Genomic DNA, 24921 nt, shown 5'->3' on the forward strand with positions numbered 1-24921 from the left:
CGCTACAATCAATCCAACGAATACTCCTGATACCATGCATCACTCATCATGATGGAAACCGGTCATGCTCCACACCATCGATCACGAGCTGCTGCGCACCTTCGTCGCCATTGTCGACCATGGCGGCTTCACCCGGGCGGCCCAGGCCGTCAACCGCACCCAGTCGGCGGTCAGCATGCAGATCAAGCGACTCGAGGAAGAAGTGATCCAGCGCCCGCTGTTCGAGCGCCAGGGCCGTCAGATGCATCTGACCAGCGAAGGCACCACGCTGCTCGGTTATGCCCGCCGCATCCTCGACCTGCAGGGCGAGGCGCTCAACATGCTGCGCGAGCCGGAGATGGTCGGCCGGGTTCGCATCGGCGTCCCCGACGATTTCGTCATGCGCTTCCTGCCCGGGATCCTCAAGTCCTTCTCCCAGACCTGGCCACTGGTCGACGTCGAGGTGCAGTGCGCACCCTCCTCGGAGCTGCTCGGCCGCCAGCAGGGCAGCCTCGACCTGAGTATCGTGACCCGCGAGGTAGGCCAGGAGATCGGCACCATTCTGCGCCGCGACGAAACCGTGTGGGTGGTGGCGGAGAGCCATGCCGTGCATCGCCAGACGCCGCTGCCGCTGGCGCTGTTCGAGGAGCCCTGCTTCTGCCGGCGGCATGCCTGCAACGCCCTGACCCGTGCCGGACGCCAGTATCGCATCGCCTACTCCAGCCCCAGCCTGGCCACCCTGCAGGCGGTGGTGGGCGCTGGCCTGGCGGTCTCGGCGCTGATGAAGAGCCTGGTCACGCCGGGCATGCGCGTGCTCGGCGAGACGGACGGCTTTCCCCCACTGCCGGACGGTTCGATCGTGCTGCTGCGCGCTCGCCCGACAACGCATCACCGGCGGTGGCCGGCCTGGCGCAGCACATCATCGAGGGTTTCAAAGCCTGATCGTTGCTGAAAATTCTCCCTTGCCGCTTTCGCTCCGCTGCTTAAGTTTCGGCTCGAAATGCCGATACCGTCTATGAAGTCCCACTCTCCAGAGCGCGCCCTCCGCGTCACTCAATAAAAAGCTCGATGGCAACGAGCACTCGAACCGCTCCACTCCGGCAAGGGAGTCACACCCAATGCGCAAGAACCTCAACAAAATACGCGTCAAATATGCCGTCGCCTTCATCGGCGTCGCCATGTCACTGCTGGTCGTAGTCGTCGCCGACCTGCTGCTGGTGCACTCCGTCAGGGATCGCATGACCGAATTCAGCGGCACCTTCAACGCTGCGATATCCGCCGTGCTCAACGCAGACCGTGACCTCTACCAGGCGCGTGTCGCCGAGCTCGAGTACCTCCGGACGGCGGCTGGCTCGGAACAGGCCCAGGCCCTTAAGGGCGACTACGAGGAGAATGCACAGCAGGCCTACGATCGCATGCACGAATTCACCCGACTGCTCGATGCCTACCCCGAGATCGTCCAACCCCTGGACGGCTTCGAAGCGCTGTTCTCCGCCTGGTCGGCACAATCCGGCGAGGGGCTGAACCTGCACGCTGCCGGCGATACCGCCGCTGCGCGCGTGCAGGTCGAGGGCGCCTCGCTGACTGCCTTCAATCAGTTGAGGGAGGTTTACAATACGGCGGGCGAGCTGGCGGATGCCAAGGTCGTCGAGCTCGAAGCCCTGACGCTTGCCCGAATCCGCATGCAACAGTTCGCTGTGTTCGGCTTTTCCTTCCTGGTGTTTCTCGCCGCCGTCGCCATTGCCCTTGTCGGGCCAATGCTGATGTCGCGCGCCATTCGCCAGATTACGGGCCGTATCAAGGAAATCACCGATGGTGACGGCGACCTGACGGCGCGCATCGAAAGCCGGCGCAAGGACGAACTGGGCGAACTGGCCGAGCAGTTCAACGCTTTCATACTGCGCATGGACGCCACCTTGCAGACCGTGCGCAGCAGCACCCTGAGCGTGCACAACGCCTCCAACGAGATTGCCAAGAGCAGCCAGGACCTCTCCTCGCGTACCGAGCAAACCGCCGCCAACCTGCAGGAGACCTCGGCCTCCATGGAGGAGATCACGGCCACGGTGAGCAATACCTCCGACGCCACCCAGCAGGCCAACCAGCTGGTGCAGGAGACGGTGGAAGTCGCCCGTCGCGGTCAGGAAGCCATGGCTCAGGTCGAGAGCACCATGGATGACATCAGCCGCTCCGCAGTACAGATCAATGAGTTCATCGGCCTGATCGACGGCATTACATTCCAGACCAACATTCTCGCCCTCAATGCGTCGGTGGAAGCCGCACGCGCCGGCGAACACGGACGTGGGTTCGCCGTGGTGGCTCAGGAAGTTCGCACCCTGGCCAGCCGCTCGAGCGATGCGTCTCGCGGCATTCGCGAGCTGATCGACACCTCCGTTTCACGCACCCAGTCGGGGGCCAGCCTGGTCAAGAGCACCGGCAAGACCATGCAGGAGATCGTTGCCAGCATCGAGCGCATCACCGGCGTGATCAGCGAGATCAGCGCCGGTGCCAAGGAACAGAGCCAGGGCATCGCCCAGGTGAACATCGCGGTCTCCGAACTCGACAACATGACGCAGCACAATGCGTCGCTCGTCGAGCAGACCAGCGCTGCGGCGGATGAGATGCGCGAACAGGTCGAACGCCTGAATGACCTGATCGCCAGCTTCCGCCTGAGCGATGCCTGCGACACGGAGCGGAACTTGCTGCCCACCCCGAAGCGTAAACCCGCCACGGTTCGCGGCCATCAGGATATGCTGCCGGCCGAAGCATCGTTCTAGCCGGGCAGAGGCGGCCTTGGCTAGGCGGGCACGAAGGTCAGGGCCAGGCCGTTGTTGCACCAGCGTAGTCCGGTGGGCTCGGGGCCGTCGCTGAAGACATGGCCCTGATGCCCGCCGCAGCGGGCGCAGTGGTACTCGGTGCGCGGCCAGACCAGCTTGAAATCCAGCTCGCTCAACAGATGCCCCTCGACGTGCTCGAAGAAGCTCGGCCAGCCGGTGCCGGAGTCGTACTTCATGGCACTCTCGAACAGCAGCAGGTCGCAGCCGGCGCAGCGGTACTCGCCTTCGCGCCACTCCTTGTCCAAGGGGCTGGAGAACGGCGGCTCGGTACCATGCTCGCGCAGGATCTCGAACTGCTCGGGCGTGAGGCGCTCGCGCCACGCGTCGCGCGAAAGCTCCAGACGCTCCAGTCCCGGCGCGGCTTCAAGACTCAGCCGCGGAAAACCCCAGCCGAGGCCGGGTACCAACCCCGCTGCCCCACCAACCCCCAGCAGACCCAAGAAAAGACGTCGTTTCATCAGACCCTCCCACCTGGCCAGCCGACCTGCCAGGCCCACATCGCAAACGGGGAAGAGGCTTACGCCTCTTCCCCGTTCAGACCGCCACGGCTACCGCTGGTTCACCTCAGGTCAAGCTGGGCCCGGCCTTGACGATGGCTTCGCTGACGCCTTCGAATTTCTTGAAGTTGTCGACGAACTTGGCCGCCAGGTCGCTACGCTTGCGGTCGTAGGCGGCCTGGTCTTCCCAGGTCTCGCGCGGATCGAGCAGGCTGGAGTCGACGCCGGGCACCGCCACCGGCACGTCCAGGTTGAGCCCTTCGATGCGCTTGGTCTCGATCTCGCGGAGCACGCCGGACTGGATGGCGCTGATGATGGCGCGAGTCGTGGGAATGGAGAAGCGCGAGCCGCCCTCACCGTAGGAACCACCGGTCCAGCCGGTATTGACCAGGTAGACCTGGGCGTCCTTGGCTTCGACGCGCTTGATCAGCAGGTCGGCGTAGACGCGAGCCGGACGCGGGAAGAACGGCGCGCCAAAGCAGGTGGAGAACGTCGCCGCGAGGCCTTCGGAAGAGCCCATCTCGGTGGAGCCCACCTTGGCGGTGTAGCCGGAAAGGAAGTGATAGGCGGCCGCTTCCTTGGACAGCACCGACACCGGCGGCAGCACGCCTGACATGTCGCAGGTCAGGAAGATGATCGCGTTGGGCTCGCCGGCGCGGTTCTCCGGCACCCGCTTGTCGATGTGCTCCAGCGGATAGGCGGCGCGCGAGTTCTGGGTCAGGCTGTCGTCGGTGTAGTCAGGCTCGCGACGGTCGTCGAGCACCACGTTCTCTAGCACGGTGCCGAACTTGATGGCGTTCCAGATCACCGGCTCGTTCTTCGCCGAGAGGTCGATGCACTTGGCGTAGCAGCCGCCCTCGACGTTGAACACGGTGCCGGGGCCCCAGCCGTGCTCGTCGTCGCCGATCAAGTAGCGCGCCGGATCGGCGGAGAGCGTGGTCTTGCCGGTACCGGACAGGCCGAAGAACAGCGCCGTCTCGCCATCCTCGCCGACGTTGGCCGAGCAGTGCATGGGCAGCACGTCGGAGGCCGGCAGCAGGAAGTTTTGCACCGAGAACATCGCCTTCTTCATCTCGCCGGCATAGCGCATGCCGGCGATCAGCACCTTCTTGTGAGCGAAGTTGATGATCACGGCGCCGTCGGAGTTGGTGCCGTCGCGGTTCGGCTCGCATTCGAAATGGGGCGCATTGAGGATGGTCCACTCCTCCTTGGCCGAGGGGTTGTAACCCTCGGGGCGCACGAACATGGTACGACCGAACAGGTTGTGCCAAGCCGTCTCGGTAGTGACCCGCACCGGCAGGTAGTGGGTCGGATCGCTGCCCACGTGGAGTTCGGAAACGAAGCGCTCGCCGCTGTTCAGGTAGTCCTCGACACGCGCCCACAGGGCGTCGAACTTGCCGGCGTCGAAGGGGCGGTTGACACTACCCCAGTCGATCTCACCGGTGGTAGAGGGTTCGTCGACGATGAAGCGATCCGCGGGCGAGCGACCGGTACGCTCACCGGTATTCACCACCAGAGCGCCATTGGCGGCCAGATGGCCTTCTCCGCGTGCCACGGCACGCTCGATGAGCTCGGCGCTGCTGAGATTGACGTGTGCTTGAGGAGCGGCTTGGGATGTGGTCATGTCGTTTCCTGGGCCTTGCGGCCGGTTCTCTCTCGTGTGCCAGGCGTCCGTACGCCGTTGCATTGCGTTTCCGATCGTCCGTGTGCGGATGCTTGCCGTCTTGTCATGCGGCGATCGGCCCTTAGGCGGGCGCCATTATGGCAAAAAGGGAGCCGTCGGGAAACGGGAACTTTGACCGAAGTTCATGTAGTTTTACTACTACATCGAGACATATCGCCGCAGATTGGACACATCATGCTTGTGCAGCGCAGCATTGTGCCGCGCCGGGCGAGACGTGCTCCGCCCCGCCCCGTTCGACGACATTCAGTGCAGAACCGGCGGCGGCCCGTCCTGGGCACGCAGTAGCGCCTCGATCTCGTTGTCCGAGAAGCGGTAATGGGTATGACAGAAATGGCACTGGGTCTCGATCTCGCCCCGTTCGGCCAGCACGTCGCGCAGCTCATCGGCGCCCAACGTCAGCAGGGCATTGCCGATACGCTCCCGCGAGCAGGTGCAGCCGAAGCGTAACCGCTTGGGCTCGAAGACCCGTACCGTCTCCTCGTGATAGAGCCGGTGCAGCAGTTCACGCTGCTCGAGCCCGAGCAGCTCTTCGGTACGCAGCGTGCGGGCCAACTGCACCGTGCGCTCCCAGGCATCCTCGTCCTGGTTCTGCGATTCGTCCGGTAGGCGCTGCAGCAGCAGCCCTCCGGCACGTTCATCGTCGGCACGCAGCCACAGCTGGGTAGGCAGCTGTTCGGACTGCGAGAAGTAGGCCTCGAGGCAGCCGGCCAGGCTGTCATGATCGAGCGCCACGATGCCCTGGTAGCGATTGCCCTCGCGCGGGTCCAGGGTGATCACGATATGGCCATCACCGACAAGTTCGCGAAAGCCCGCCTCGCCAGCCGGCAGCGTGGCATCCTCCGCCACTCGGGCGATGGCGCGCAGTTCGCCGCCGGGGTTGGACTCGGCCATCAGCAGCGACAATGCGCCCTGGCCGCGCACTTCGATGCTGAGGATACCGTCGAGCTTGACCGTATCGGTGAGCAGCGCCACCGCCGCCAGCAGCTCGCCCAGCAGGCGATTGACGGCCGGCGGGTAGCCATGGCGATCGAGCACCTCGCCATAGGCACGTTCGAGGGTGACGATCTCGCCACGTACATTGGTGCGTTCGAACAGGAAACGCTGGATCTGGTCGGTCATGATCGATTCCGAAAGAGGTCGTTCAGGGTAGGTCGGCGGGCGGCGGTACTCACTCGTCCTGCTGGCGCTGGAAGCGCTGAATCTCGCGACGCTGCTTCTTGTCGGGGCGCTTGAGCGGGTGCTGCATGGCCTGATTGGTCAGCCGTCGGCCTTCCGCCTCGCGCGCGCGACGTTCGACGCTCTCGGCGGTCTCGCGATAGAGTTCGCGGGCCTCGGGCGCACCACGGCGCTGGTCGGAAAGCGCCACGACCTCCACCTCCCACACGTCCCAGCCCTGGGGCACGCGAACCAGCGCCCCCACCTCGACGTTCTTGCTGGTCTTGGCGCGGCCGCCGTTGTAGTGCACCTTGCCGCCTTCGATGGCCTTCTTGGCCAAGGCCCGGGTCTTGAAGAAGCGGGCCGCCCATAGCCACTTGTCGAGTCGTACGCTATCCAATCTTGCCTCCCTCCTCGCCGGGCACTGCCCGGTCGCTGCGTATCATTTCGCCACGTAACTGGTCACCACGTACCTGGGAGGGTAGCTCCTCGGGCAGGATCGTGGCGAAGCGGTCCAGGGCGATGAACTCTTCCAGTTCCTTCTCGGGACGCGTGCTGTCGGGCTGCTTGATGCCCAGGAGGTGGCGTATACCGAACTCCCGCGCACTCTCAAGCACCTCGGGATTGTCATCTATGAAGAGTGTCCGCGCCGGATCGAAAGGCTCGACTTCCTGCAGCGCGAACCAGAACTCCTGGGCTTCCTTGGGTACGCCGAGGTCGGCCGAGGAGACGATGGCATCCAGATAGGCCTCGAGGCCGGTGAGCGGCAGCTTGAGCTCGAGGCTTTCGCGGTCGGCGTTGGTCGCCAGGATTACCCTGGGATGGGCCCTCTGCAACCATTTGAGAAAGTCGAGTGCATCGCTGCGCAGGCCGATCAGATGCTGGATCTCGCGCTTGAGGGCGACGATATCCACCCCCAGCTCGCGGCTCCAGTAGGCCAGACTGTACCAGTTCAGCGTGCCCCGCTCGCGCAGGATGCGCGCGCGGATCTGCTCCTGGGTAGCCTCGTCGAGGCGGTGCAGCTCCACGTAGCGCCGCGGCAGGTGCTCCAGCCAGAAGTGACTGTCGAAGTGCAGGTCGAGCAGTGTGCCGTCCATGTCGAGCAGAACGGTATCAATGGCGCGCCAGTCGATCATGGCGACTCCCGGTGGGTCTGTGCAGGGGAAGGCGTGGTATTGTACCCAATGCGGAGAGACGACGCATTCCCGGCAGCCCGCATGACACGGAGCCTTCATGTCCGAGAGACGCCCCCTGCAAAAACCCCAGGTGCTATCACGCCAATCCGTGGCCAGAAGCCGCCTGTTCCACATCGAGGCGCTGGAGCTGCGTTTCGCCAATGGCGCCGAGCGCACCTTCGAGCGCCTCACCGGCAGCGACCAGGGCGCGGTGATGATCATCGCCATGCCCGATCCCGATCACGTGCTGCTGATCCGCGAGTACGCCGCAGGTTTCGAGGATTACGTGCTGACCCTGCCCAAGGGGCTGGTGGACCCCGGCGAGGATATCGTCACCGCGGCCAATCGCGAATTGATGGAGGAGTGCGGCTTCGGCGCCCGGCGCATCGAGCCACTGGTGGAACTGTCGCTGGCACCCAACTACATGCGCCACCGCATGCAGGTACTGCTCGCCACCGACCTCTATCACAAGCGTCTGCCCGGCGACGAACCGGAACCTCTGGTAGTCGAGCAACACGCCCTAGAGGAACTGCCCGCCCTGTTGATGCGTGACGACTTCCACGAGGCGCGCGCCATCGCCGCCCTGTTCATCGCCCGCGACACCCTGCGCGAGCGCCGCGACAAGGAGACCCCACTGAGCTGGTGAAGCAAGCCCCGGGGCTCAGCCGTGGCGGTGAAGCTGGCGCAGGCTGCCGCCGTTATTCTCCTTGAGGCGAATCCAGCGGTTCTGGCGGTAGCTGTCGAGCCCTACCTCCAGCAGGGTCATGACCTCGATCCCCTCCTCCACGCTGACCGGCACCGGCGCACCGCTTGCCAGTGCCTCGACGATACCGACGTAGTAGGCCAGGTAATCGCCGGGGAGCCCCGAGTGCTCCCGGGTGACCAGGGACCCGTCGCTGCCTTCGGCCAGCGTCAGCTGGCCGGGACGCTGATCGACGCCCCACTCCCGCGTGGGGGTGCGCCCCTCCTTGAGCCAGTTCTCCTGGGGGTCGCGGCCATACTTGACGAAGCTGCCTCGGGTGCCGTGCAGGGCCTGCTGCGGTGTCGGCTCGGCCACCAGCGAGCTGGCGCGCAGGGTCACCCTGAGGGCATCGTACTCCAGCAAGGCATGAAACTCGTCGTCCACCTCGGCGCCATCCCGTGCCGCCATCAGATCGAGCAGGATCGCCCGAGGCATGCCGAACAGCGTTCTGGCCTGATCGAGCAGATGCGCCCCCAGGTCGTACCAGATCCCGCTGCCGGGCTTGTGCTGTTCGCGCCAGCGATCGGCCACTACCGGTCGGAAGCGATCGAAGCGCAGCTCCAGCGACACCGGTCGCCCCACACTTTCCTCCGCGACCAGCGCTTGCAGGGTACGGAAATCGCTGTCCCAGCGACGGTTGTGAAAGACGCTGACCCGGCGCTCGGCCTTGTCGGCCTCGGCCTTGAGCAGGCGCGCCTCCGACAGCGACACGGTAAAGGGCTTGTCGACCACCAGATGCTTGCCGGCGGCCAGGGCTGCCTTGGCCAGTGGGTAGTGAGTCTCGTTGGGGCTGGCGATTACCACCAGATCGATGTCGGGACGGGCGAAAAGCGCCGCTGGCTTAGGCAACACGTCGACTTCGGGCAGCACGTCGTGCACTCGCTCGGGCGAACTGCTGACCACGGCCAGCAGCTCCAGCCCAGGTGTCGCCTGGATCAGCGGGGCATGGAAGATGCGGCCGGCCGTGCCGAAGCCGATCAGGCCGACACCGAAGGTCTGCTTGCGCATGTCGTCGTTCCTTACTGCTGCTTGATGAAGCCCGCAACGACGAACCGGGCCAGGGCCCGGTTCGACACTCGTCTCAGTCGAGCTTGGACAGATCCCTCACCGCTCCCTTGTCGGCAGACGTCGCCAGCAGCGCATAGGCCTTGAGCGCGGCCGAGACCTTGCGCACGCGCTGAATGCTGGGCTTCCAGGCCTGACTGCCGCGCGCCTCCTCGGCTTCACGGCGTGCGGCCAGTTCGCTGTCGGACAGCTTGACGTCGATCGTGCGGTTGGGAATGTCGATACGAATGATGTCACCCGTGCGCACCAGGCCGATGGCGCCGCCTGCCGCGGCCTCGGGCGAGACGTGACCGATGGAGAGACCGGAGGTGCCGCCGGAGAAGCGCCCGTCGGTGAGCAGTGCACACGCCTTGCCCAGCCCCTTCGACTTGAGATAGGAGGTCGGGTAGAGCATCTCCTGCATGCCGGGTCCGCCCTTCGGCCCCTCGTAGCGAATGACGACGACATCCCCTTCCTTCACCTCGCCGGCGAGGATGTGTTCCACCGCCTGGTCCTGGGACTCGACGACATGCGCCGGCCCCTCGAACACCAGGATCGAGTCGTCGACGCCAGCGGTCTTGACCACGCAGCCGTCGACGGCGATGTTGCCGCGCAGTACCGCCAGCCCGCCCTCCTTCGAGAAGGCATGCGCGAGGTCACGGATGCAGCCGGTCGCGCGGTCGCCATCGAGGCTCGGCCAGCGCGCGCTCTGCGAGAACGCTACCTGGGTCGGCACGCCGCCGGGGCCGGCCTTGTAGAACTCCACCACCTCGGGGCTCGGGTTGCGCATGATGTCCCACTCGTCCAGGGCCTCCTTGAGGGTGTCGCCGTAGACGGTGGGTACGCGGGTATCGAGCACGCCGGCACGGTCGAGCTCGCCGAGGATCGCCATGATGCCGCCGGCACGATGCACGTCCTCGATGTGGTACTTCTGGGTGTTGGGCGCCACCTTGCACAGCTGCGGCACTTCCCGCGAGAGGCGGTCGATGTCGACCATGGTGAAGTCGAGCTCGGCCTCCTGGGCGGCGGCCAGCAGATGCAGAATGGTATTGGTGGAACCGCCCATGGCGATGTCCAGCGTCATGGCATTCTTGAACGCCGCCTTGGAGCCGATGGCGCGCGGCAGCAGGTGCGTCTCATTGCCCTCGTAGTAGCGCTTGGCCAGCTCGACGATGCGGTGCCCGGCGGTTTCGAACAGCCGGCGACGATCGGCATGGGTAGCCACCACGGTGCCGTTGCCCGGCAGCGCCAGGCCCAGCGCTTCGGTCAGGCAGTTCATCGAGTTGGCGGTGAACATGCCGGAGCAGCTGCCGCAAGTGGGACAGGCGCTGCGCTCGACCTCGGCCAGGGTGGCGTCATCGACCGAATCGTCGGCGGCCATGACCATGGCATCGACCAGATCGAGCCCGTGGTCGATCAGCTTGGTCTTGCCGGCCTCCATCGGGCCGCCGGAGACGAAGATCACCGGAATGTTGAGACGCATGGCTGCCATCAGCATTCCCGGGGTGATCTTGTCGCAGTTGGAGATGCACACCAGGGCGTCGGCGCAATGGGCATTGACCATGTACTCGACGCTGTCGGCGATGATGTCGCGACTCGGCAGCGAGTAGAGCATGCCGTCGTGGCCCATGGCGATGCCGTCGTCGACGGCGATGGTGTTGAACTCCTTGGCCACGCCGCCGGCCTTCTCAATCTCCCGTGCTACCAGCTGACCCATGTCCTTGAGATGCACGTGCCCGGGCACGAACTGTGTGAAGGAGTTGGCCACCGCGATGATCGGCTTGTGGAAGTCCTCGTCCTTCATGCCGGTGGCACGCCACAGGGCGCGGGCGCCGGCCATGTTGCGGCCGGCCGTGGTGGTACGGGAGCGATAGTCGGGCATGGTGTCCTCTTCGTGCGCATTCGCGCTATACGGTTAACGCCGTCTCTGCCACCCATGGGCGGCGACGGTCTGGACTGTGTCTGAAAACTGCCTGCGCTTGGCCATATTTTTCCTTCTCTGACCTTCGCTCGCCGACTTTTCAAACACAGTCTGGTATGGGGTCTGCCCCGATTCTGTCATGCACGGGCCGCAGCGGCTAGACCACCAGCGTATGGTCACCGGGTAACGGCCGAGTGCCGTACAGCACCCACACATCCAGCGCCGGCCCCAGATCCTCGATCAGGCGCAGCTCGTCAGGATGATCTTCCAGAGTCTGCCGGGCGCAGATACCCGCCTCGTAGCGCCCGTCCAGCAAGCCCTCGGCCACCGCCACGGTGGTCGGCGCATCGACCTCCTCACTGAAACCCGAGAGATCGGTGTAGTAGCGGGTGGCCGGCTGGCGGATCACCTGACGCGGCTCGGCGATCTCGCGCCGCGCCAGCAGCGCTAGCGGATGACTGCCAGCCACGAACACATCCACCGGAAAGGCGCGATGCATGTACCGGCCCACGCAATCGGCATGACTGAAATGTGCCGTGCACTGCAACACGCGGTCGACTTTCCCCGCCACCAGCGCCGCGAAGGCCGTCGGGAAGTCGTCGAGCAGCGTCACCTGTGCGTCGGCTTGTCCGCGGGTCGTGAGATAGCGACGCAGGACCAGCTCATGGTTGCTCCCTTCCGGACCTAGCGTGGCGACGATCATCTCGAGCTCCTCAGACGTTGTTATCAGAAAGCGAAAATCACCAGCGTGCCGGCCACCACCAGGAGTGTCCGTAGCCACGCCGTGCGCCGAGCGATCACGCCGTAGGAGATGGCAACGAGACCCAGCGCGATCTTCACCGCATCGAAGATTGCCCACAGCGGATCGAAGGCCAGGCGGATCACGTCGGGATTGGCGACCATGGCCAACGGAATGATATAGAGCCCAAGGCCCAGCGCCATGGCCTTGATCGCTACCTTCAGCCAGTTTTCCCCGACCATGCCGGCGGCGATGAACACGCCGCCGCACACCGGCGGCGTGATGGTCGAGAGCAACGCGTACCAGAACACGAACAGATGTGCCAGCAGCGGCTCGAGCCCCAGTTCGGTGAGCGCCGGCCCGGCCACCGAGACGCAGATCACGTAGGCGGCCGTGGTCGGCACCTCCATGCCCAGCACCAGGCAGGCGAGCGCGGTGAGCAGCAGCGCCGGCCACAGCATTTCGTTCGACAGCGACAGAATGCCTGAGGTGATCTTGACGCCGAGTCCGGTCAACGACAGCACGCCGATCACCAGCGAAGCGCAGATGATGATCGCACCGATCACTGCCACCTGGCGTCCGGCGGTGACCACCGCCTCGGCCAGGCGCGAGGCGAAGCCTCGCAGGGAGAACGTGAGGGTCGCGTCGCAGAACAGCAGCAGCAGGCCGGCGAAAATGGCGATGCTCGCCGCGTACTGGGGCGTATAGCCCCCCAGAAATATGCGCTCGAGCAGCAGCACGAATGGCACGGCGAAGAACAGCGAGGTGATGAGCACCTCCTTGCCACCGGGCTGATCGCCCGCCGCCATGGGACGCAGGTCATGGCGGGTGGCGAAGGCGTTGATCCCCATCCACACCGTGGCGAAGTAGAGGATGGCCGGGAGCAAGGCCGCCGCCATGATCTGGGTGTAGGGTGTGCCGGTGAGTTCGACCATGACGAATGCCCCGGCCCCCATCAGCGGCGGCATGATCTGACCACCCGAGGACGCCACCGCCTCGACGCCGCCCGCCAGGGTGCGCGGATAGCCCAGGCGGACCATGGAGGGAATCGTGATGGCACCGGTCGAGGCCACGTTGGCCGAGGCGGAACCGGAGATAGACCCCATCAACGCCGAGGAGATCACCGCCACCTTGGCCGCACCGCCGGTCAGGCGCCCGGCGAAGGCGCTGGCCAGGTTCATGAAACCGCGCCCCGCCTCGCCGGCGTTGAGCACCGCACCGAAGATGACGAAGATCGCCACTACCCCGACGCTGACCCCGGTCAGCTTGCCCCAAAGGCCGCCCTCAGTGAGGGTCAGCGTCCCCACGTAGCTCTGCAGCGGCAGCCCTGGGTGACCGAACTGGCCCGGCACCCATTCGCCGAACAAGCCATAGAGCAGCGCCACCAAGGTCACCAGCGGCAGCGGCCAGCCGATCGCCCGACGCGCCGCCTCCAACGCCAGCCCGATCAGGAATACGCCGACGAGCATCTGGAAGTGCGTGTCGATGAAGCCATACTGGCTCGCCAACGCCTCCTCGTTGAAGGCGATGTAACCGCAGGCGGCAATGCCCAGCAGGGTCAACAGCCAGCCGCTCCAACGCTCCCAGGGCGTTCGCGCGGCATGGATCAGTATCCAGGGTAGCGCCAGGGCCATGTGCAGTGGTCGGCTCACCAATGCCGGGGCCAGGCCGTAGAAGATCAAACCCAGATGGAAGGCGACCGTCAGCGTGCCCAGGATCACCCAGACGGGATGCGTGCGCGGCGAGCCGTCGACGGAAGAACCGACCGCCGGGGAGGAGAACGTCGATGACATAAGAAAGCCTTGAACGGGGCCGGCGGCACGACGGTCCAGGCCGGCCCGGCAGGATTAGCGCAAGTCGTCGGGAACTTCGATGTCGACTTCGTCGTAATAGCGCAAGGCCCCTGGGTGCAGGGTACCGGCAATGTTGCCGATCATGTCGTGGGTGATACCGCCCCACCAGGGAGACTCCTCGGCCATGGTCTCGCGCCGCTCCCAGAAGGTCTTGGTCAGGGTATAGGCGGTCTCCTCGTCCATGCCGGTGGTGGTATAGGCGATGACCGGCAGCGAGGTGGTCTGCACGTCCTCGTCGACGCCGCTGTAGGTGCCAGCCGGGATGGTCTGACGTGCGGCACCGGTCTGCGCGATCTGCTCATCGGTGAGGCTGACCAGGCTGATCGGCATGCTGGCGGCGGTCTCGATCACGTTGGGCGTGGGAAACGAGCTTGCCGTGACGAAGGCTTCGATCTGGCCATTCTTCAGTGCATCGGGACCGCTGCCGATCTCGGCATTGGCGACGCTCACCTTGTCCATCAGATCGAACATCTCCAGGTAGCGCTCCGCCTCACGGGCGCCGAAGGTGCCGCGGCCGATCAGGATCTCCTTGCCCTCGAGATCCTCGAGCGCGATCACGCCCTCGTCGCCGGCCACCACGAAATGCATGGTGATGGCGGGAATCGGGAACAGCCCGCGAATCTCATCGAAGCGTGGGCTCTGGCGCTCGGCGAAGGGCCCCTCACCGGCCATGGCCTGTTCGACCAGCCCCGGCGGCGTGGTGAAGACGTAGTTGCCCTGGCGTGCCATCACCTCCATGACGTTCTGCACCGAGCCCTGGCTCTCCTCCAGCGTCAGCACGACGTCGCCGTCGGTTCCCTGCCGAATCGCCTCGGACAGCTCGACGCCCATCTGGTAATAGGCGGTACCCGCCGAGGCGGACTTGTAGGTCACACGGGTCTCGGCCTGAGCGGAAAGTGAGCCGACCCCCACCAGAACGGCGGTGGCCGAGGCCAACAGGGTACGGGCAAAGGCATGCTTGCGGTTTGACATGTGTCTCTCCGTTATCGTCGTCCAGCATCGCGGTGCGATGGCATTGTTGTGATTTGTTATGGTTATGAATTCGTTATAAAGAAATGTCGAGCATCCGTCTATAATGCCGATTTTTTGGCTCGAAGAATACCTAGGATAAGCACATGCGAATCATGGCCGTAGTGGGCGGAGCCGGAGGAATCGGCAGCGCCATCGGCGAGGTACTGCTCACGGCAGGGGAGTTCGTCTTCCTGCTCGACCGTGCGCAGGCTCGCGAACGGGCAGAGGGATTGCTGGCGCGCTGGCCGGAGCGCTGCATCTTCATTGCTTGCGACCTGACCAGCCCCAACAGCATCGCGGCGGCCTTCGCCCGCATCGAGACGCATGGAGCCGGGCTCGATGTCTGCATCAATGCTGCCGGCGTGATCCGTAGAGGGCGCTTCGTCGATGTCTCGGCGGCGGAGCTTGGCGAGATGCTGGCGGTCAACGTCAGCGGCGCCTACCAGGCACTGCAGGCCGCCGCCCGCCTGATGATGGCCGGCGACGGCGGCCGCATCGTCACCGTCACCTCGGCCCATGGCCTGCGCACCACCGCCGAGCGCTCGGCCTATGCCATGTGCAAGGGCGCCATGCTGGCCCTGAGCCGGGCGCTGGCGGTGGAACTCGGCCCCCATGGCATCTTGGTCAATGCCGTGGCGCCCGGGCCGGTCAGCGCCGGTATGCAGGATGCCGAGTCACAGTCGCGCCGACGCTGGCAGGCAGCGACACCACTCGGCCGGGTCGCGGAAGCCGACGAGGTGGCCCGGGCAGTGGCCTTCCTCGCCGCTGCCGAGAATACCTTCATCAGCGGCGATACCCTGGTGGTGGACGGCGGCGCCAATGTTGCCATGTAACGCCGCACGTTTCGCCATGGGCATCAAATACCGAAAGCCACCTTCGCCACGTCGCGGTAGCGCTTGGCGAAGTGCACCGTCATGCCCTCCTTGAGGAAATCGGGCAGTTCGTCGTAGTCGCGGCGGTTGGCCTCGGGCAGGACGACCTCGAAGATCCTGCTGCGCCGGGCGGCGATGATCTTCTCGCGAATGCCGCCTACCGGCAGCACCTGCCCGGTCAGCGTCAATTCGCCGGTCATCGCCAGTGGCCTGTCGATGCCCTGGTGACGCGCCAGTGACAGCAGCGCCGTGGCCATGGTCACCCCCGCCGAGGGGCCGTCCTTGGGCGTGGCGCCCTCGGGCACGTGCAGGTGGACGAAGGCGGAATCGAAGAAGTCGGTATCGATCCCGTACTCGGCGAGATGGCCCAGCGTATAGCTGTAGGCGATGTTGGCCGACTCCTGCATCACTTCGCCGAGCTTGCCGGTGAGCTTGAAGCCGCGGGTCAGCGAATGCACCTTGCCCGCCTCGATCGGCAGCGTGGCACCGCCCATGGAGGTCCAGGCCAGGCCGGTGACCACCCCCTCGCCCTTGAGTACCTGCTCCTGGCGGAACAGCGGCGCACCGAGATATTCCTCGAGATTCTTGACCGAGATGCGCACCGACGCCTGGTCGCCTTCGAGCAGCTTGACCGCGGCCTTGCGCACGATGCTGTGGAGCTGTTTCTCGAGCTGGCGTACGCCCGCCTCGCGGGCATAGCCCTCGATCACCTGGCGCAGCGCCGCGTCGGTGAGGTTGATGCGCTTCTTGGGTATCTTGTCGCGCTCGAGCAGCTTGGGCCACAGGTGGTGCTTGGCGATGGCCACCTTCTCCTCGGCGATATAGCCCGACAGGCGGATCTGCTCCATGCGGTCGAGCAGCGGACCGGGGATGGTGTCCAGCGCGTTGGCGGTACACACGAACAGCACCTTGGATAGATCCAGGCGCACGTCGAGATAGTGATCGAGGAAGTCGACATTCTGCTCGGGATCGAGCACCTCGAGCAGGGCCGAGGCCGGATCGCCCTGGAACGACTTGCCCAGCTTGTCGATCTCGTCGAGCATGATCACCGGGTTCTCGACCTCGACCTCCTTTAGCGCCTGGACCAGCTTGCCCGGCATGGCGCCGATGTAGGTGCGGCGGTGACCCTTGATCTCGGCCTCGTCGCGCATACCGCCCACCGAAAAGCGGTAGAACTCCCGCCCCAGCGCCTCGGCGATGGAGCGGCCGACCGAGGTCTTGCCCACCCCGGGCGGACCGACCAGCAGCAGGATCGAACCGCCCACGTCGCCCTTGAAGGTACCCTCGGCGAGGAACTCGATGATGCGCTCCTTGACGTCCTTGAGGCCGTCGTGGTCGCGGTCGAGCACCGTCCGGGCGTGGACCAGATCGAGCTGATCCTGACTGCGCACGCCCCATGGCATGGAGGTCAGCCAGTCCAGGTAGTTGCGCGTGGTGCCGTACTCGGGCGAGCCGGTCTCCAGCACCGAAAGCTTGTCGAGTTCCTCCTCGATGCGGGTCAGCACCTTGGGCGGCACGGTCAGCCCCTCCAGCCGGTCGCGGAAGGTATCGACGTCGTTCTCGCGATCATCCTTGGAGATGCCGAGCTCGCGCTGGATCACCTTGAGCTGCTCGCGCAGGAAGAACTCGCGCTGGCGCTCCTGCATCTGGGCGTTGACCTGCTCGCTGATCTCGGTCTGCAGCTGGGCGACGTCGATCTCCTTGCGCAGCAGCGGCAGTACCTTTTCCATACGCGCCTGAACCGGCAGCGTTTCGAGCACGGCCTGCAGCTCACGCCCCTTGGCCGAGGTGATGGCCGCGGCGAAATCGGTCAACGGACCCGGCTCGTGGGGACTGAAACGGTTGAGGTAATGCTTGAGTTCCTCACCATAGAGCGGGTTGATCGGCAACAGCTCCTTGATGCCGTTGATGATCGCCATGGCGTAGGCGCGGGTCTCGTCCTCGTCGGCCTTGACCGGTTCGCGGGGATAGCTGACCTCGACCAGGAAGGGGGGCTCCTTCGAAAGCCAACGCTGAATGCGGAAACGACGCAGGCCCTGGGCAATGAACTGCAGCTGCCCCTCCTCGCCGTGCATCTTGTGCACCTTGACCGCCGTGCCGATCTCGGGGAAATGGTCGTGGCCGAGCTCCTCCACCGCCCTGTCGCCGACGAAGGCCACGCCAAGCGTCTGGTGGGGTGTGTTCCCCACCCGGCGCATGGTCTCCTCCCAGCGCTCACGGTTGATGACCAGCGGCTGCACCTGGGCGGGAAAGAAGGGCCGGTTGTGGATCGGCAGCAGATAGATGCGTTCGGGCAGATAGTCACTGGCCGGAATGACCGCGTTGGCGACTTCGTCCACTTCGCCATCGGAGCCCAGTGCCTCGTCAGACCCCGCCCTCGCCTGCCAGCCGTGTTCGTCCTGATCGTGCTCGCTCATGAAAACCTCGTCCTGAAGCCAATAAAGCCAATGCCCACTGCCCAGAGGAATGCGGGCAGCAACGGCCAACTTCAAGGTGAACAGAACTCAATGAGCAAAAGTCGATGAAGCACTAGCGCCAGAGCGGCGGTAGCGGACGCCCGTTGACACGCACCTGGCCCCGTCCGATATCGACCTCGAGGGTGCGCGTATCCAGCGGCAAGCCGAGCCACAGCGCGACCACGGTAGGCAGCTCATGCCAGGTGAAGTCGCCGTCGAGACGCCGCCGCCAACGCTCCTTGACCGCGGGTTCCTCGAAGTCGACCAGACTCAGGACATCCAGACGACGACCATCGAAGAACAGCGAACCATCCACCCGTGCCGCCAGTCCCAGCATCGGGCTGTCCAGCTCGAGGCGCTGCAGGTCCAGGCGCGGCGAGTCCTTGAGCATCGCCAGCAAATAAGGCTCTAGTGCCGCCAGCAGAGCGTCAGGGTCATCCCCGTGAGCACCGCTCGCAGCCAGCTCGCGCAGCCGCGCCATGGTATGGCGAATCGCGTCGGCATTGAGTCGCGACAGCTCGGCCTCTACCTGCCCGGTCAACAGCACTTGCTCTGCGGCATGAATCTCGCCGAGATCGATATCGAGCTGCATGCGAAGTTCCTGCTCATCCAGCGAGATACGATTCGCCAGGCGGAAGGCGGTAGCATCGAGCTCGAGTTGAGGCTGGTGCCAGGAGAGCGATTCGATTTGCAGCCGATCCTCCTGGGTAAAGGCGCGCGCATCCTCGGTGTAGGCATAATGGCTGTTGAGCGTGGCGGGGCCGATCTCCAGACGAACGGCACCGTCACTGAGCGTCCATGCGCTCAGCTGGGCACGCAATCGCCAGTCGCCCTGCTCGCCGCTGAAGCGCAGGCGCCCCCCGTCGAAGGCGAGTTCACGTTGCTGCTGGGTGATACGCAGCGGCGAGAGCTGAATCCTGCCCTCGAGCACGCCGTTCAATGTGTGGTAACTGGCCTCCCACTGCGGCGGTGAAGAGGCCAGTGAATCGCCGAACAGGTTTACCCCGTCGGGACCATGGCGCAGCATTGCCTCGCCGTTGAGGAGGGTGCTGAGTACGCCATGTTGAGCTTGGTAGGTCAGCTCCAGCTGCCACGCTTGCCCCAACAGCGGCGCCAGGCGAATACGCCCGGTCGAGGTCCACCACCCCTGCTCCACGTCCAGGCGCTGGATGTCGATTTCGCCGCGCGCCTCCAGATCGGCGAGCGTACGCGCCATCTCTCGCTCGAACAGCCAGCTCGAGACGGCCTGGCCCACCAGCCAGACAAGCAACAGCACGACCAGCAACGGGACGATGAGCCGTTCCTTGCGCATAGCTTTCGCCTCCCTGTCGATTTCCTTGTGCCAGCCCGCTTACTCTAGGTAACTTAATGCAACCAGAGCCAGAGATGCATCGTGCTCCAGGCATAGATGGCGGCCAGCACGTCATCGATCATGATGCCAAACCCGCCCGCTACGCGCCGGTCGGCCCAGCGAATCGGCCACGGCTTGAAGACGTCGAAGATGCGGAACAGCACGAAGCCCCAGAGTGCCGCTTCCCATGAGAACGGTACGGCGGCCATGGCGATCCAGTAACCGACGAATTCATCCCAGACGATGCCGGAGTGATCGTGAACCCCGAGATCGCGTGAGGTCTTGTCGCACAGCCACACGCCCGCCAGAAAGGAGACGGCCACCAGCGTGACATACCAGGTCAGCGGCAGCTCCGACAGCAGCCAGTAGAAGGGAATCGCTGCCAATGTGCCAAAGGTACCCGGCGCCCAGGGCACTCCACCGCTGCCCAGCCCAAAGGCGAAGAAATGCACCGGGCGCCGCCAGACACTCGGAGGGCAACGGTTCATGACTCGCCTCCGCGGAAGTGCTGCCAGCCATGCGCGCCATCGAGATCGACGCCCGTCACTCCAGCCTCGGCACGCACCGTTCCGATCGCGGTCAGCGTCAGGCCCTGCCCCGCCAGACGTCGCCGGGCCTCTCCCAGGAGATGCCCCGGCAGGCTCACCAGCAGTTCGTAATCGTCGCCTCCGCACAGCGCGGCGCGGTAGGCCGCCGCTTCGCCGAGCACCTCTCTCAGGCCCGTTGCCAGGGGCAGCGCCTCGCGCTCGAGCCGCGCCCCCACGCCTGACGCGGCGAGGATATGCTCGAGGTCGGCAAGCAGACCGTCGGAAACGTCGATGGCTGCATGCGCCAGGCCGCGCAATGCCTGACCGGCCGCGAGCCGCGGGACCGGCTTGAGGTAGCGGGCCAGCAACGGATGGTCAAGGTCGCGCTCGCCGCGCTGCCAGAGCGCCAGCCCGCCGGCCCCGCCGCCGAGAACACCCGTCACGGCCAGCACGTCGTCGGCGCGGGCTCCACCGCGTGACAGTGCCTCACCGACCGGCACCTCGCCCATCACGGTCACCCCAATGGCGAGTTCGCCGCGGGTCACGTCCCCTCCCACCAGGGCCGTGCCGCTCGTCTGGCACAGCGAGTGAAAACCGCTGGCGAAGTCCGCCAGCCAGGCTTCCTCGTCGCTTTCGAGCGCCAGCGCCATCAGGCACCAGCGCGGTTCGGCCCCCATTGCTGCGAGGTCGCTCAGGCTCACCGCCAGGGCGCGGTAGCCGATCGCTGCGGCCGGCGCATCGCCAGGGAAATGCACGTCAGCCACCGAGGTGTCGACACTGACGGCCAGTTGCATGCCCGGGCGCGGGGCAAGCAGCGCACAGTCGTCACCCACGCCCAGCGGCACGCCGGCCTCCGGGCCGGGTGCAGCAGGCGTGAAATGGCGGGCGATCAGGTCGAATTCGCTGGCCACCGGAGGCACCTTCAGCCGCGACGCGCCCTGACCTCGGCGCTACGCAACCGGGCGGCCAGCTTGTCGAGAATGCCGTTGACGTACTTGTGCCCGTCGGTGGCGCCAAAGGACTTGGCGAGTTCGACGCCTTCGTTGATCACGACTCGGTAGGGTACGTCCAGCCGGCGGCTGAGCTCGTAGGCTCCCAGGCGCAGGATGGCCAGTTCGATGGGGTCGAGGTCTTCCAGGCGGCGGTCGAGCAGGGGCGCAATGGAGGCATCCAGGTCAGCGCGGAAACGCACCACGTTGTGCAACAGTTCGTGGAATAGGGCAAGGTCGGCGATCTGCATCACCTTGGCCCAGTTCTCGTGATCCTCGAGGTCGTCGTCGGGCAGTTGGCTGCGGAATTCGGACTCGATGGCAGTCGCCGACTTGCCGGTCATGTGCCATTGGTAGAGCCCCTGCACCGCCAGTTCGCGGGCCGCGCGCCGTGCCTGCTGGCCTGCCGACGGGGCACGCTGCGGACGCGATTCACTCATGAAGCTTCTCCGCTCTGGTTGTCACCGAAACCACGCAGCAACGACACCATTTCCATGGCGGCCATGGCCGCCTCGGCGCCCTTGTTACCGGCCTTGGTACCGGAACGCTCGATGGCCTGCTCGATGGTGTTGACCGTCAACACGCCGTTGGCGATGGGCGTCTCGAACTCGAGCTGTAGATTGCCCAGCGCCGCATTGCAACCGCCCGCCACGTACTCGAAGTGCGGGGTGCCGCCACGAATCACCGCGCCCAGTGCGATCACCGCGTCGGGACGTGCCACCTGAAGGGCACGCTTCACTGCCAACGGCAGCTCCCACGCCCCCGGCACATGAACGATATCGATATTGTCGGCATCCACGCCGTGCCGCACCAGGCTATCCACGGCGCCTTCGACCAGACTGTCGACCACGTGATGATTGAAGCGCCCCACCACGATCACGTAGCGGCCATCGACGTCGACGAAGTTGCCTTCCAGTTGAGACAGGGTATGCATCGGTAGTACCTGCTGAAAAATGGTCTTGCTGATAACGACAGGGATCCTGCTGAATTCGAGCAGGCCGGCAGTGCATGCCGGCCTCTTGTACATGGGAAGCGTGTCGGCTCACCCTTCGGTGGCCGCTCCCTCCTCGCCCGGCGCGATCAGCTCGACCACTTCGAGGTCGAAGCCCGACAGCGCCGAGAACTTCCACGGCGAGCTGAGCAGTCGCATGCGACCTACGCCGAGGTGTCGCAGAATCTGCGAACCGGTACCGATGGTCAGGTAGTTGCCGGCACCGTCGGAATCGCTGGTGCGCGGCAGACGGCGGCGCTCAAGAAACACCTCCAGCTGATCGCGGAAGTCCTGGTGCGGACGGCCATCGTCGAGCAGCACGAAGACGCCGTGCTCGACCCGGGCGATCTCCTCCAGTGCGCTGTGGGTCGTCCAGTTGCGGCTCTCGCTCTTCTGCAGACCCAGCAGGTCACGCATGGTGTCGGCCAGATGCACGCGCACCGTAGTCAGGACATCGGGGCTCGGCTCCCCCTTTACCAGCGCGACATGATGAGCATTTTGGATCCGGTCGTGGAAAACGTGCAGGGTCAGCTTGCCGACGGCCGTATCGACCAGCGTGGACTCCACCGGCTCGACCGTCTGCTCGTTGTGAATGCGATAGTGGATCAGGTCGGCGATGGTGCCCATCTTGATACCGTGCTCGGCAGCGAAACGTTCGAGCTCGGGGCGCCGGGCCATGCTGCCGTCGTCGTTCATGATCTCGCAGATCACGCCGCTGGGATCGAAGCCGGCCAGAGCCGCCAGGTCGCAGGCCGCTTCGGTATGCCCTGCGCGCCGCAACACGCCACCCGGCTCCGCCATCAGCGGGAAGATATGCCCCGGCTGAACGATATCCTCGGCACGCGCGTTACGCGCCGCGGCCACCTGCACCGTACGTGCACGGTCGGCGGCCGAGATGCCGGTGGTCACGCCTTCGGCGGCCTCGATGGAGAGCGTGAACTTGGTGCCGAAGCCGGAACCGTTGTCGCGGACCATCAGCGGCAGCTTAAGGCGCTCGCAGCGCTCGCGAGTCATCGGCATGCAGATCAGGCCACGCGCGTGGCGCGCCATGAAGTTGATATGCTCGGCCTCGACCTTCTCGGCGGCCATGATGATATCGCCTTCATTCTCGCGATCCTCATCATCCATGAGGATCACCATCTTGCCCTGCCGAATGTCTTCGATCAGGTCTTCGATGGGAGCCAGGCCCCCAGGGGAAGATTGCACGCTGGAATCTCCGAATGTCGATCGACTTGCTGGACGATAGTGCACCGCAACAGAACGTTGCCGACCATATCGCACCACTTGAATGGGCGTCAGAGTACATTGGCGCGGCTTCGGGCGCCAGTAGCGAGTACATTGGCGCGGCTTCGGGCGCCAGTAGCGAGTACCCTCCCTCTTACCCCTGCCGACGCTCCGGCCTCGCCGTGATCCGCCAGTCACGCCCCACGGCACGAATGTCGAGGATCTCCAGCGGACGCTGCTGTGCCATGCGCGTCAGCCCCGGCAGGGCGAACAGCGGACGCGCCTCGCCACCAAGCAGCGTAGGCGCCACGAACAGCTGCATCTCGTCGACCAGACCGACATCCAGCATCGCCCCGGCCAGCGTGGCGCCGGTCTCGAGCAGTACCTCGTTAACCAGCTCCTGCTCGGCCAGATAGCGCATCAGCGAAGGCAGGTCGACGCGGCCATCGTTGCCGGTGCGCAGCACCACCACCTCGGCACCGGCCGCTTCCAGACGCGCGCGACGCTGCGGTTCGTGTGCCGACACGGTTGCCACCAACGTGCGTCCCGGCTCACGCAGGCAGGCCGCCGCCTCGGGCAGGCGCAGTTGGGTGTCGACCACGACCCGTAGTGGCTGACGCGCAGCGATGGCCTCGGCATCGTCGAGGTTCAGCTGCGAAGCACGCACCGTCAGGCGCGAGTTGTCGAAGATGATCGAATCGACACCGGTCATGATCGCACTGGCAGCGGCTCTCAAGCGCTGCACCTCGGCCCGTGCATGAGGGCCGGTGATCCACTGCGACTCCCCGGATTGCATGGCGGTGCGGCCATCCAGGCTCATGGCCATTTTCAGGCGGACGAACGGACGCTGGCGCGACATGCGCGAGACGAAGCCGACATTGAGACGTTGCGCCTCCTCTTCGAGCACCCCGACCTCGACCTCGATTCCCGCGCCACGCAGCATGGCGATACCCCGTCCGGCCACTTCGGGATTGGGATCCTGCATGGCGACGACGACTCGCTTGACGCCCGCCTCGATGAGTGCCACCGCACAGGGACCGGTGCGTCCGTGATGGGAGCAGGGCTCAAGGGTCACGTAGGCAGTGGCACGACGGGCCGACTCCCCTGCCATGCGCAGCGCATGGATTTCGGCATGCGGCTCTCCAGCACGCAAGTGCCAGCCCTCTCCGACCAGGCGACGGTTCTTGACCAGCACGCAGCCGACGCGCGGGTTGGGGTGGGTGGTATAAAGTCCACGACGGGCAAGCTGCAGCGCATGGGCCATCCAGGCGGCATCGGTCGGCTGGGCCATAACTCTCCTGGCTAGTCGTCGGCGGTGCCCGGCGGAAAGCCGGGTTCCTGGGCGAGGCGATCGATCTCGGCACGAAACTCGTCGATATCCTGAAAGCGGCGATAGACCGAGGCGAAGCGTATGTAGGCCACCTGATCCAGGCGCTTGAGGGCCTGCATGACGACATCGCCGATGTCGCGTGCCTGTATCTCGCGCTCGCCGCTGGCCCGCAGATGGTGACGAATTCGCTCCACGGCGGCCTCAATGGCCTCGGCACTGACTGGTCGTTTCTCCAAGGCACGCAGCATGCCGGCGCGCAGCTTGTGTTCGTCGAAGGTTTCCCGGGAACCGTCGGACTTCACCACCCTGGGCATCACCAGTTCGGCGGTTTCGTAGGTAGTGAAGCGCTCGCCGCAATCGGTGCACTGGCGGCGGCGGCGCACCTGATCGCCTTCCGCCACCAGGCGGGAGTCGGTCACGCGTGTGTCATGGGCGCCACAGAAGGGGCAATGCATGGTGTCGATCCGAAGGTGTAGCGGGGCGACGCGAGGCCGCACCCGGGTCACGAATTAGCGTGTTGACCCGGCATTGTACCCGCTCACCCGTC

Annotated in this window: 23 protein-coding genes; 4 read left to right on the top strand and 19 right to left on the bottom strand. The window is 65.3% G+C overall.

Going from position 1 to position 24921, the window contains the following annotated elements:
* Positions 1-64: 64 nt before the first annotated feature.
* Both HNO53_RS15700 and HNO53_RS15705 read left to right on the top strand, forming a co-directional pair.
* Positions 65-931, top strand: coding sequence for a LysR substrate-binding domain-containing protein (locus tag HNO53_RS15700; protein WP_242597445.1), 867 nt, complete (start codon positions 65-67; stop codon positions 929-931).
* 166 nt (positions 932-1097) lie between these two features.
* Positions 1098-2753, top strand: a complete 1656-nt coding sequence (locus HNO53_RS15705) for a methyl-accepting chemotaxis protein (RefSeq protein ID WP_209473538.1) — start codon at positions 1098-1100, stop codon at positions 2751-2753.
* 20 nt (positions 2754-2773) lie between these two features.
* Here the strand turns inward: HNO53_RS15705 and msrB are convergent, their stop codons facing one another.
* From msrB to yrfG, 5 genes are all read right to left on the bottom strand, one after another.
* A complete protein-coding gene (gene msrB, locus HNO53_RS15710; protein WP_209473539.1) occupies positions 2774-3271 on the bottom strand; it encodes a peptide-methionine (R)-S-oxide reductase MsrB in 498 nt (165 codons plus the stop codon).
* Positions 3272-3377: 106 nt separating this feature from the next.
* Positions 3378-4934 carry a phosphoenolpyruvate carboxykinase gene (locus HNO53_RS15715; protein ID WP_209473540.1) on the bottom strand — a complete coding sequence of 519 codons (1557 nt, stop codon included), beginning with the start codon at positions 4932-4934 and terminating at the stop codon, positions 3378-3380.
* Positions 4935-5237: 303 nt separating this feature from the next.
* Positions 5238-6113: an Hsp33 family molecular chaperone HslO gene (gene hslO, locus HNO53_RS15720; RefSeq protein ID WP_209473541.1), complete on the bottom strand. Its 876-nt coding sequence runs from the start codon at positions 6111-6113 to the stop codon at positions 5238-5240.
* 49 nt (positions 6114-6162) lie between these two features.
* A complete protein-coding gene (hslR, locus tag HNO53_RS15725) occupies positions 6163-6549 on the bottom strand; it encodes a ribosome-associated heat shock protein Hsp15 (RefSeq protein ID WP_197448095.1) in 387 nt (128 codons plus the stop codon).
* Complete coding sequence (gene yrfG / locus HNO53_RS15730; RefSeq protein ID WP_209473542.1) at positions 6542-7285, bottom strand: GMP/IMP nucleotidase; 744 nt, start codon at positions 7283-7285, stop codon at positions 6542-6544. The genes hslR and yrfG overlap by 8 nt, the downstream gene beginning before the upstream one ends.
* Before the next feature lie 97 nt (positions 7286-7382).
* On the opposite strand from yrfG, the gene nudE reads away from it, so the two are divergent.
* Positions 7383-7970 (top strand): ADP compounds hydrolase NudE, encoded by a 588-nt coding sequence (gene nudE / locus HNO53_RS15735; RefSeq protein ID WP_209473543.1) that lies wholly within the window; start codon positions 7383-7385, stop codon positions 7968-7970.
* Between the two features lie 15 nt (positions 7971-7985).
* On the opposite strand, the gene HNO53_RS15740 is transcribed toward nudE, so the two are convergent.
* The 5 genes from HNO53_RS15740 to HNO53_RS15760 form a co-directional block, all read right to left on the bottom strand.
* Entirely contained in the window at positions 7986-9074 is a 1089-nt protein-coding gene (locus HNO53_RS15740; RefSeq protein WP_209473544.1) for an oxidoreductase, read from the bottom strand.
* A 73-nt stretch (positions 9075-9147) separates the two neighbouring features.
* Entirely contained in the window at positions 9148-10992 is a 1845-nt protein-coding gene (ilvD, locus tag HNO53_RS15745; RefSeq protein WP_209473545.1) for a dihydroxy-acid dehydratase, read from the bottom strand.
* Between the two features lie 196 nt (positions 10993-11188).
* Entirely contained in the window at positions 11189-11734 is a 546-nt protein-coding gene (locus tag HNO53_RS15750; protein ID WP_209473546.1) for a hypothetical protein, read from the bottom strand.
* Between the two features lie 23 nt (positions 11735-11757).
* Positions 11758-13563, bottom strand: coding sequence for a TRAP transporter permease (locus tag HNO53_RS15755; RefSeq protein ID WP_209473547.1), 1806 nt, complete (start codon positions 13561-13563; stop codon positions 11758-11760).
* A 54-nt stretch (positions 13564-13617) separates the two neighbouring features.
* Positions 13618-14595 (bottom strand): TAXI family TRAP transporter solute-binding subunit, encoded by a 978-nt coding sequence (locus tag HNO53_RS15760; protein ID WP_209473548.1) that lies wholly within the window; start codon positions 14593-14595, stop codon positions 13618-13620.
* Between the two features lie 143 nt (positions 14596-14738).
* Here HNO53_RS15760 and HNO53_RS15765 point away from each other — a divergent pair, with 143 nt between their 5' ends.
* Entirely contained in the window at positions 14739-15467 is a 729-nt protein-coding gene (locus HNO53_RS15765; RefSeq protein ID WP_209473549.1) for an SDR family NAD(P)-dependent oxidoreductase, read from the top strand.
* A gap of 23 nt (positions 15468-15490) precedes the next feature.
* Here HNO53_RS15765 and lon read toward each other — a convergent pair whose 3' ends face one another.
* From lon to nrdR, 9 genes are all read right to left on the bottom strand, one after another.
* The gene (lon, locus tag HNO53_RS15770; RefSeq protein ID WP_209473550.1) at positions 15491-17923 is read right to left on the bottom strand and encodes an endopeptidase La; all 2433 of its coding nucleotides are present in this window, start codon (positions 17921-17923) and stop codon (positions 15491-15493) included.
* Between the two features lie 112 nt (positions 17924-18035).
* Positions 18036-19274: a DUF945 family protein gene (locus HNO53_RS15775; protein ID WP_209473551.1), complete on the bottom strand. Its 1239-nt coding sequence runs from the start codon at positions 19272-19274 to the stop codon at positions 18036-18038.
* 53 nt (positions 19275-19327) lie between these two features.
* Positions 19328-19801: a phosphatidylglycerophosphatase A family protein gene (locus tag HNO53_RS15780; RefSeq protein ID WP_209473552.1), complete on the bottom strand. Its 474-nt coding sequence runs from the start codon at positions 19799-19801 to the stop codon at positions 19328-19330.
* Positions 19798-20751: a thiamine-phosphate kinase gene (gene thiL, locus HNO53_RS15785; RefSeq protein ID WP_209473553.1), complete on the bottom strand. Its 954-nt coding sequence runs from the start codon at positions 20749-20751 to the stop codon at positions 19798-19800. The genes HNO53_RS15780 and thiL overlap by 4 nt, the downstream gene beginning before the upstream one ends.
* 11 nt (positions 20752-20762) lie before the next feature.
* A complete protein-coding gene (nusB, locus tag HNO53_RS15790; protein WP_209473554.1) occupies positions 20763-21269 on the bottom strand; it encodes a transcription antitermination factor NusB in 507 nt (168 codons plus the stop codon).
* On the bottom strand, positions 21266-21763 hold the full coding sequence (gene ribH / locus HNO53_RS15795; RefSeq protein WP_209473555.1) for a 6,7-dimethyl-8-ribityllumazine synthase: 498 nt from the start codon (positions 21761-21763) through the stop codon (positions 21266-21268). The genes nusB and ribH overlap by 4 nt, the downstream gene beginning before the upstream one ends.
* Positions 21764-21871: 108 nt before the next feature.
* Complete coding sequence (gene ribBA, locus HNO53_RS15800) at positions 21872-23026, bottom strand: bifunctional 3,4-dihydroxy-2-butanone-4-phosphate synthase/GTP cyclohydrolase II (protein WP_209473556.1); 1155 nt, start codon at positions 23024-23026, stop codon at positions 21872-21874.
* Positions 23027-23198: 172 nt separating this feature from the next.
* Positions 23199-24335: a bifunctional diaminohydroxyphosphoribosylaminopyrimidine deaminase/5-amino-6-(5-phosphoribosylamino)uracil reductase RibD gene (ribD, locus tag HNO53_RS15805; RefSeq protein WP_209473557.1), complete on the bottom strand. Its 1137-nt coding sequence runs from the start codon at positions 24333-24335 to the stop codon at positions 23199-23201.
* Positions 24336-24346: 11 nt separating this feature from the next.
* Positions 24347-24829 carry a transcriptional regulator NrdR gene (gene nrdR, locus HNO53_RS15810; RefSeq protein WP_209473558.1) on the bottom strand — a complete coding sequence of 161 codons (483 nt, stop codon included), beginning with the start codon at positions 24827-24829 and terminating at the stop codon, positions 24347-24349.
* Between the last annotated feature and the right edge of the window lie 92 nt (positions 24830-24921).

The organism is Billgrantia antri (assembly GCF_017868935.1).
Lineage (GTDB): Bacteria > Pseudomonadota > Gammaproteobacteria > Pseudomonadales > Halomonadaceae > Halomonas > Halomonas antri.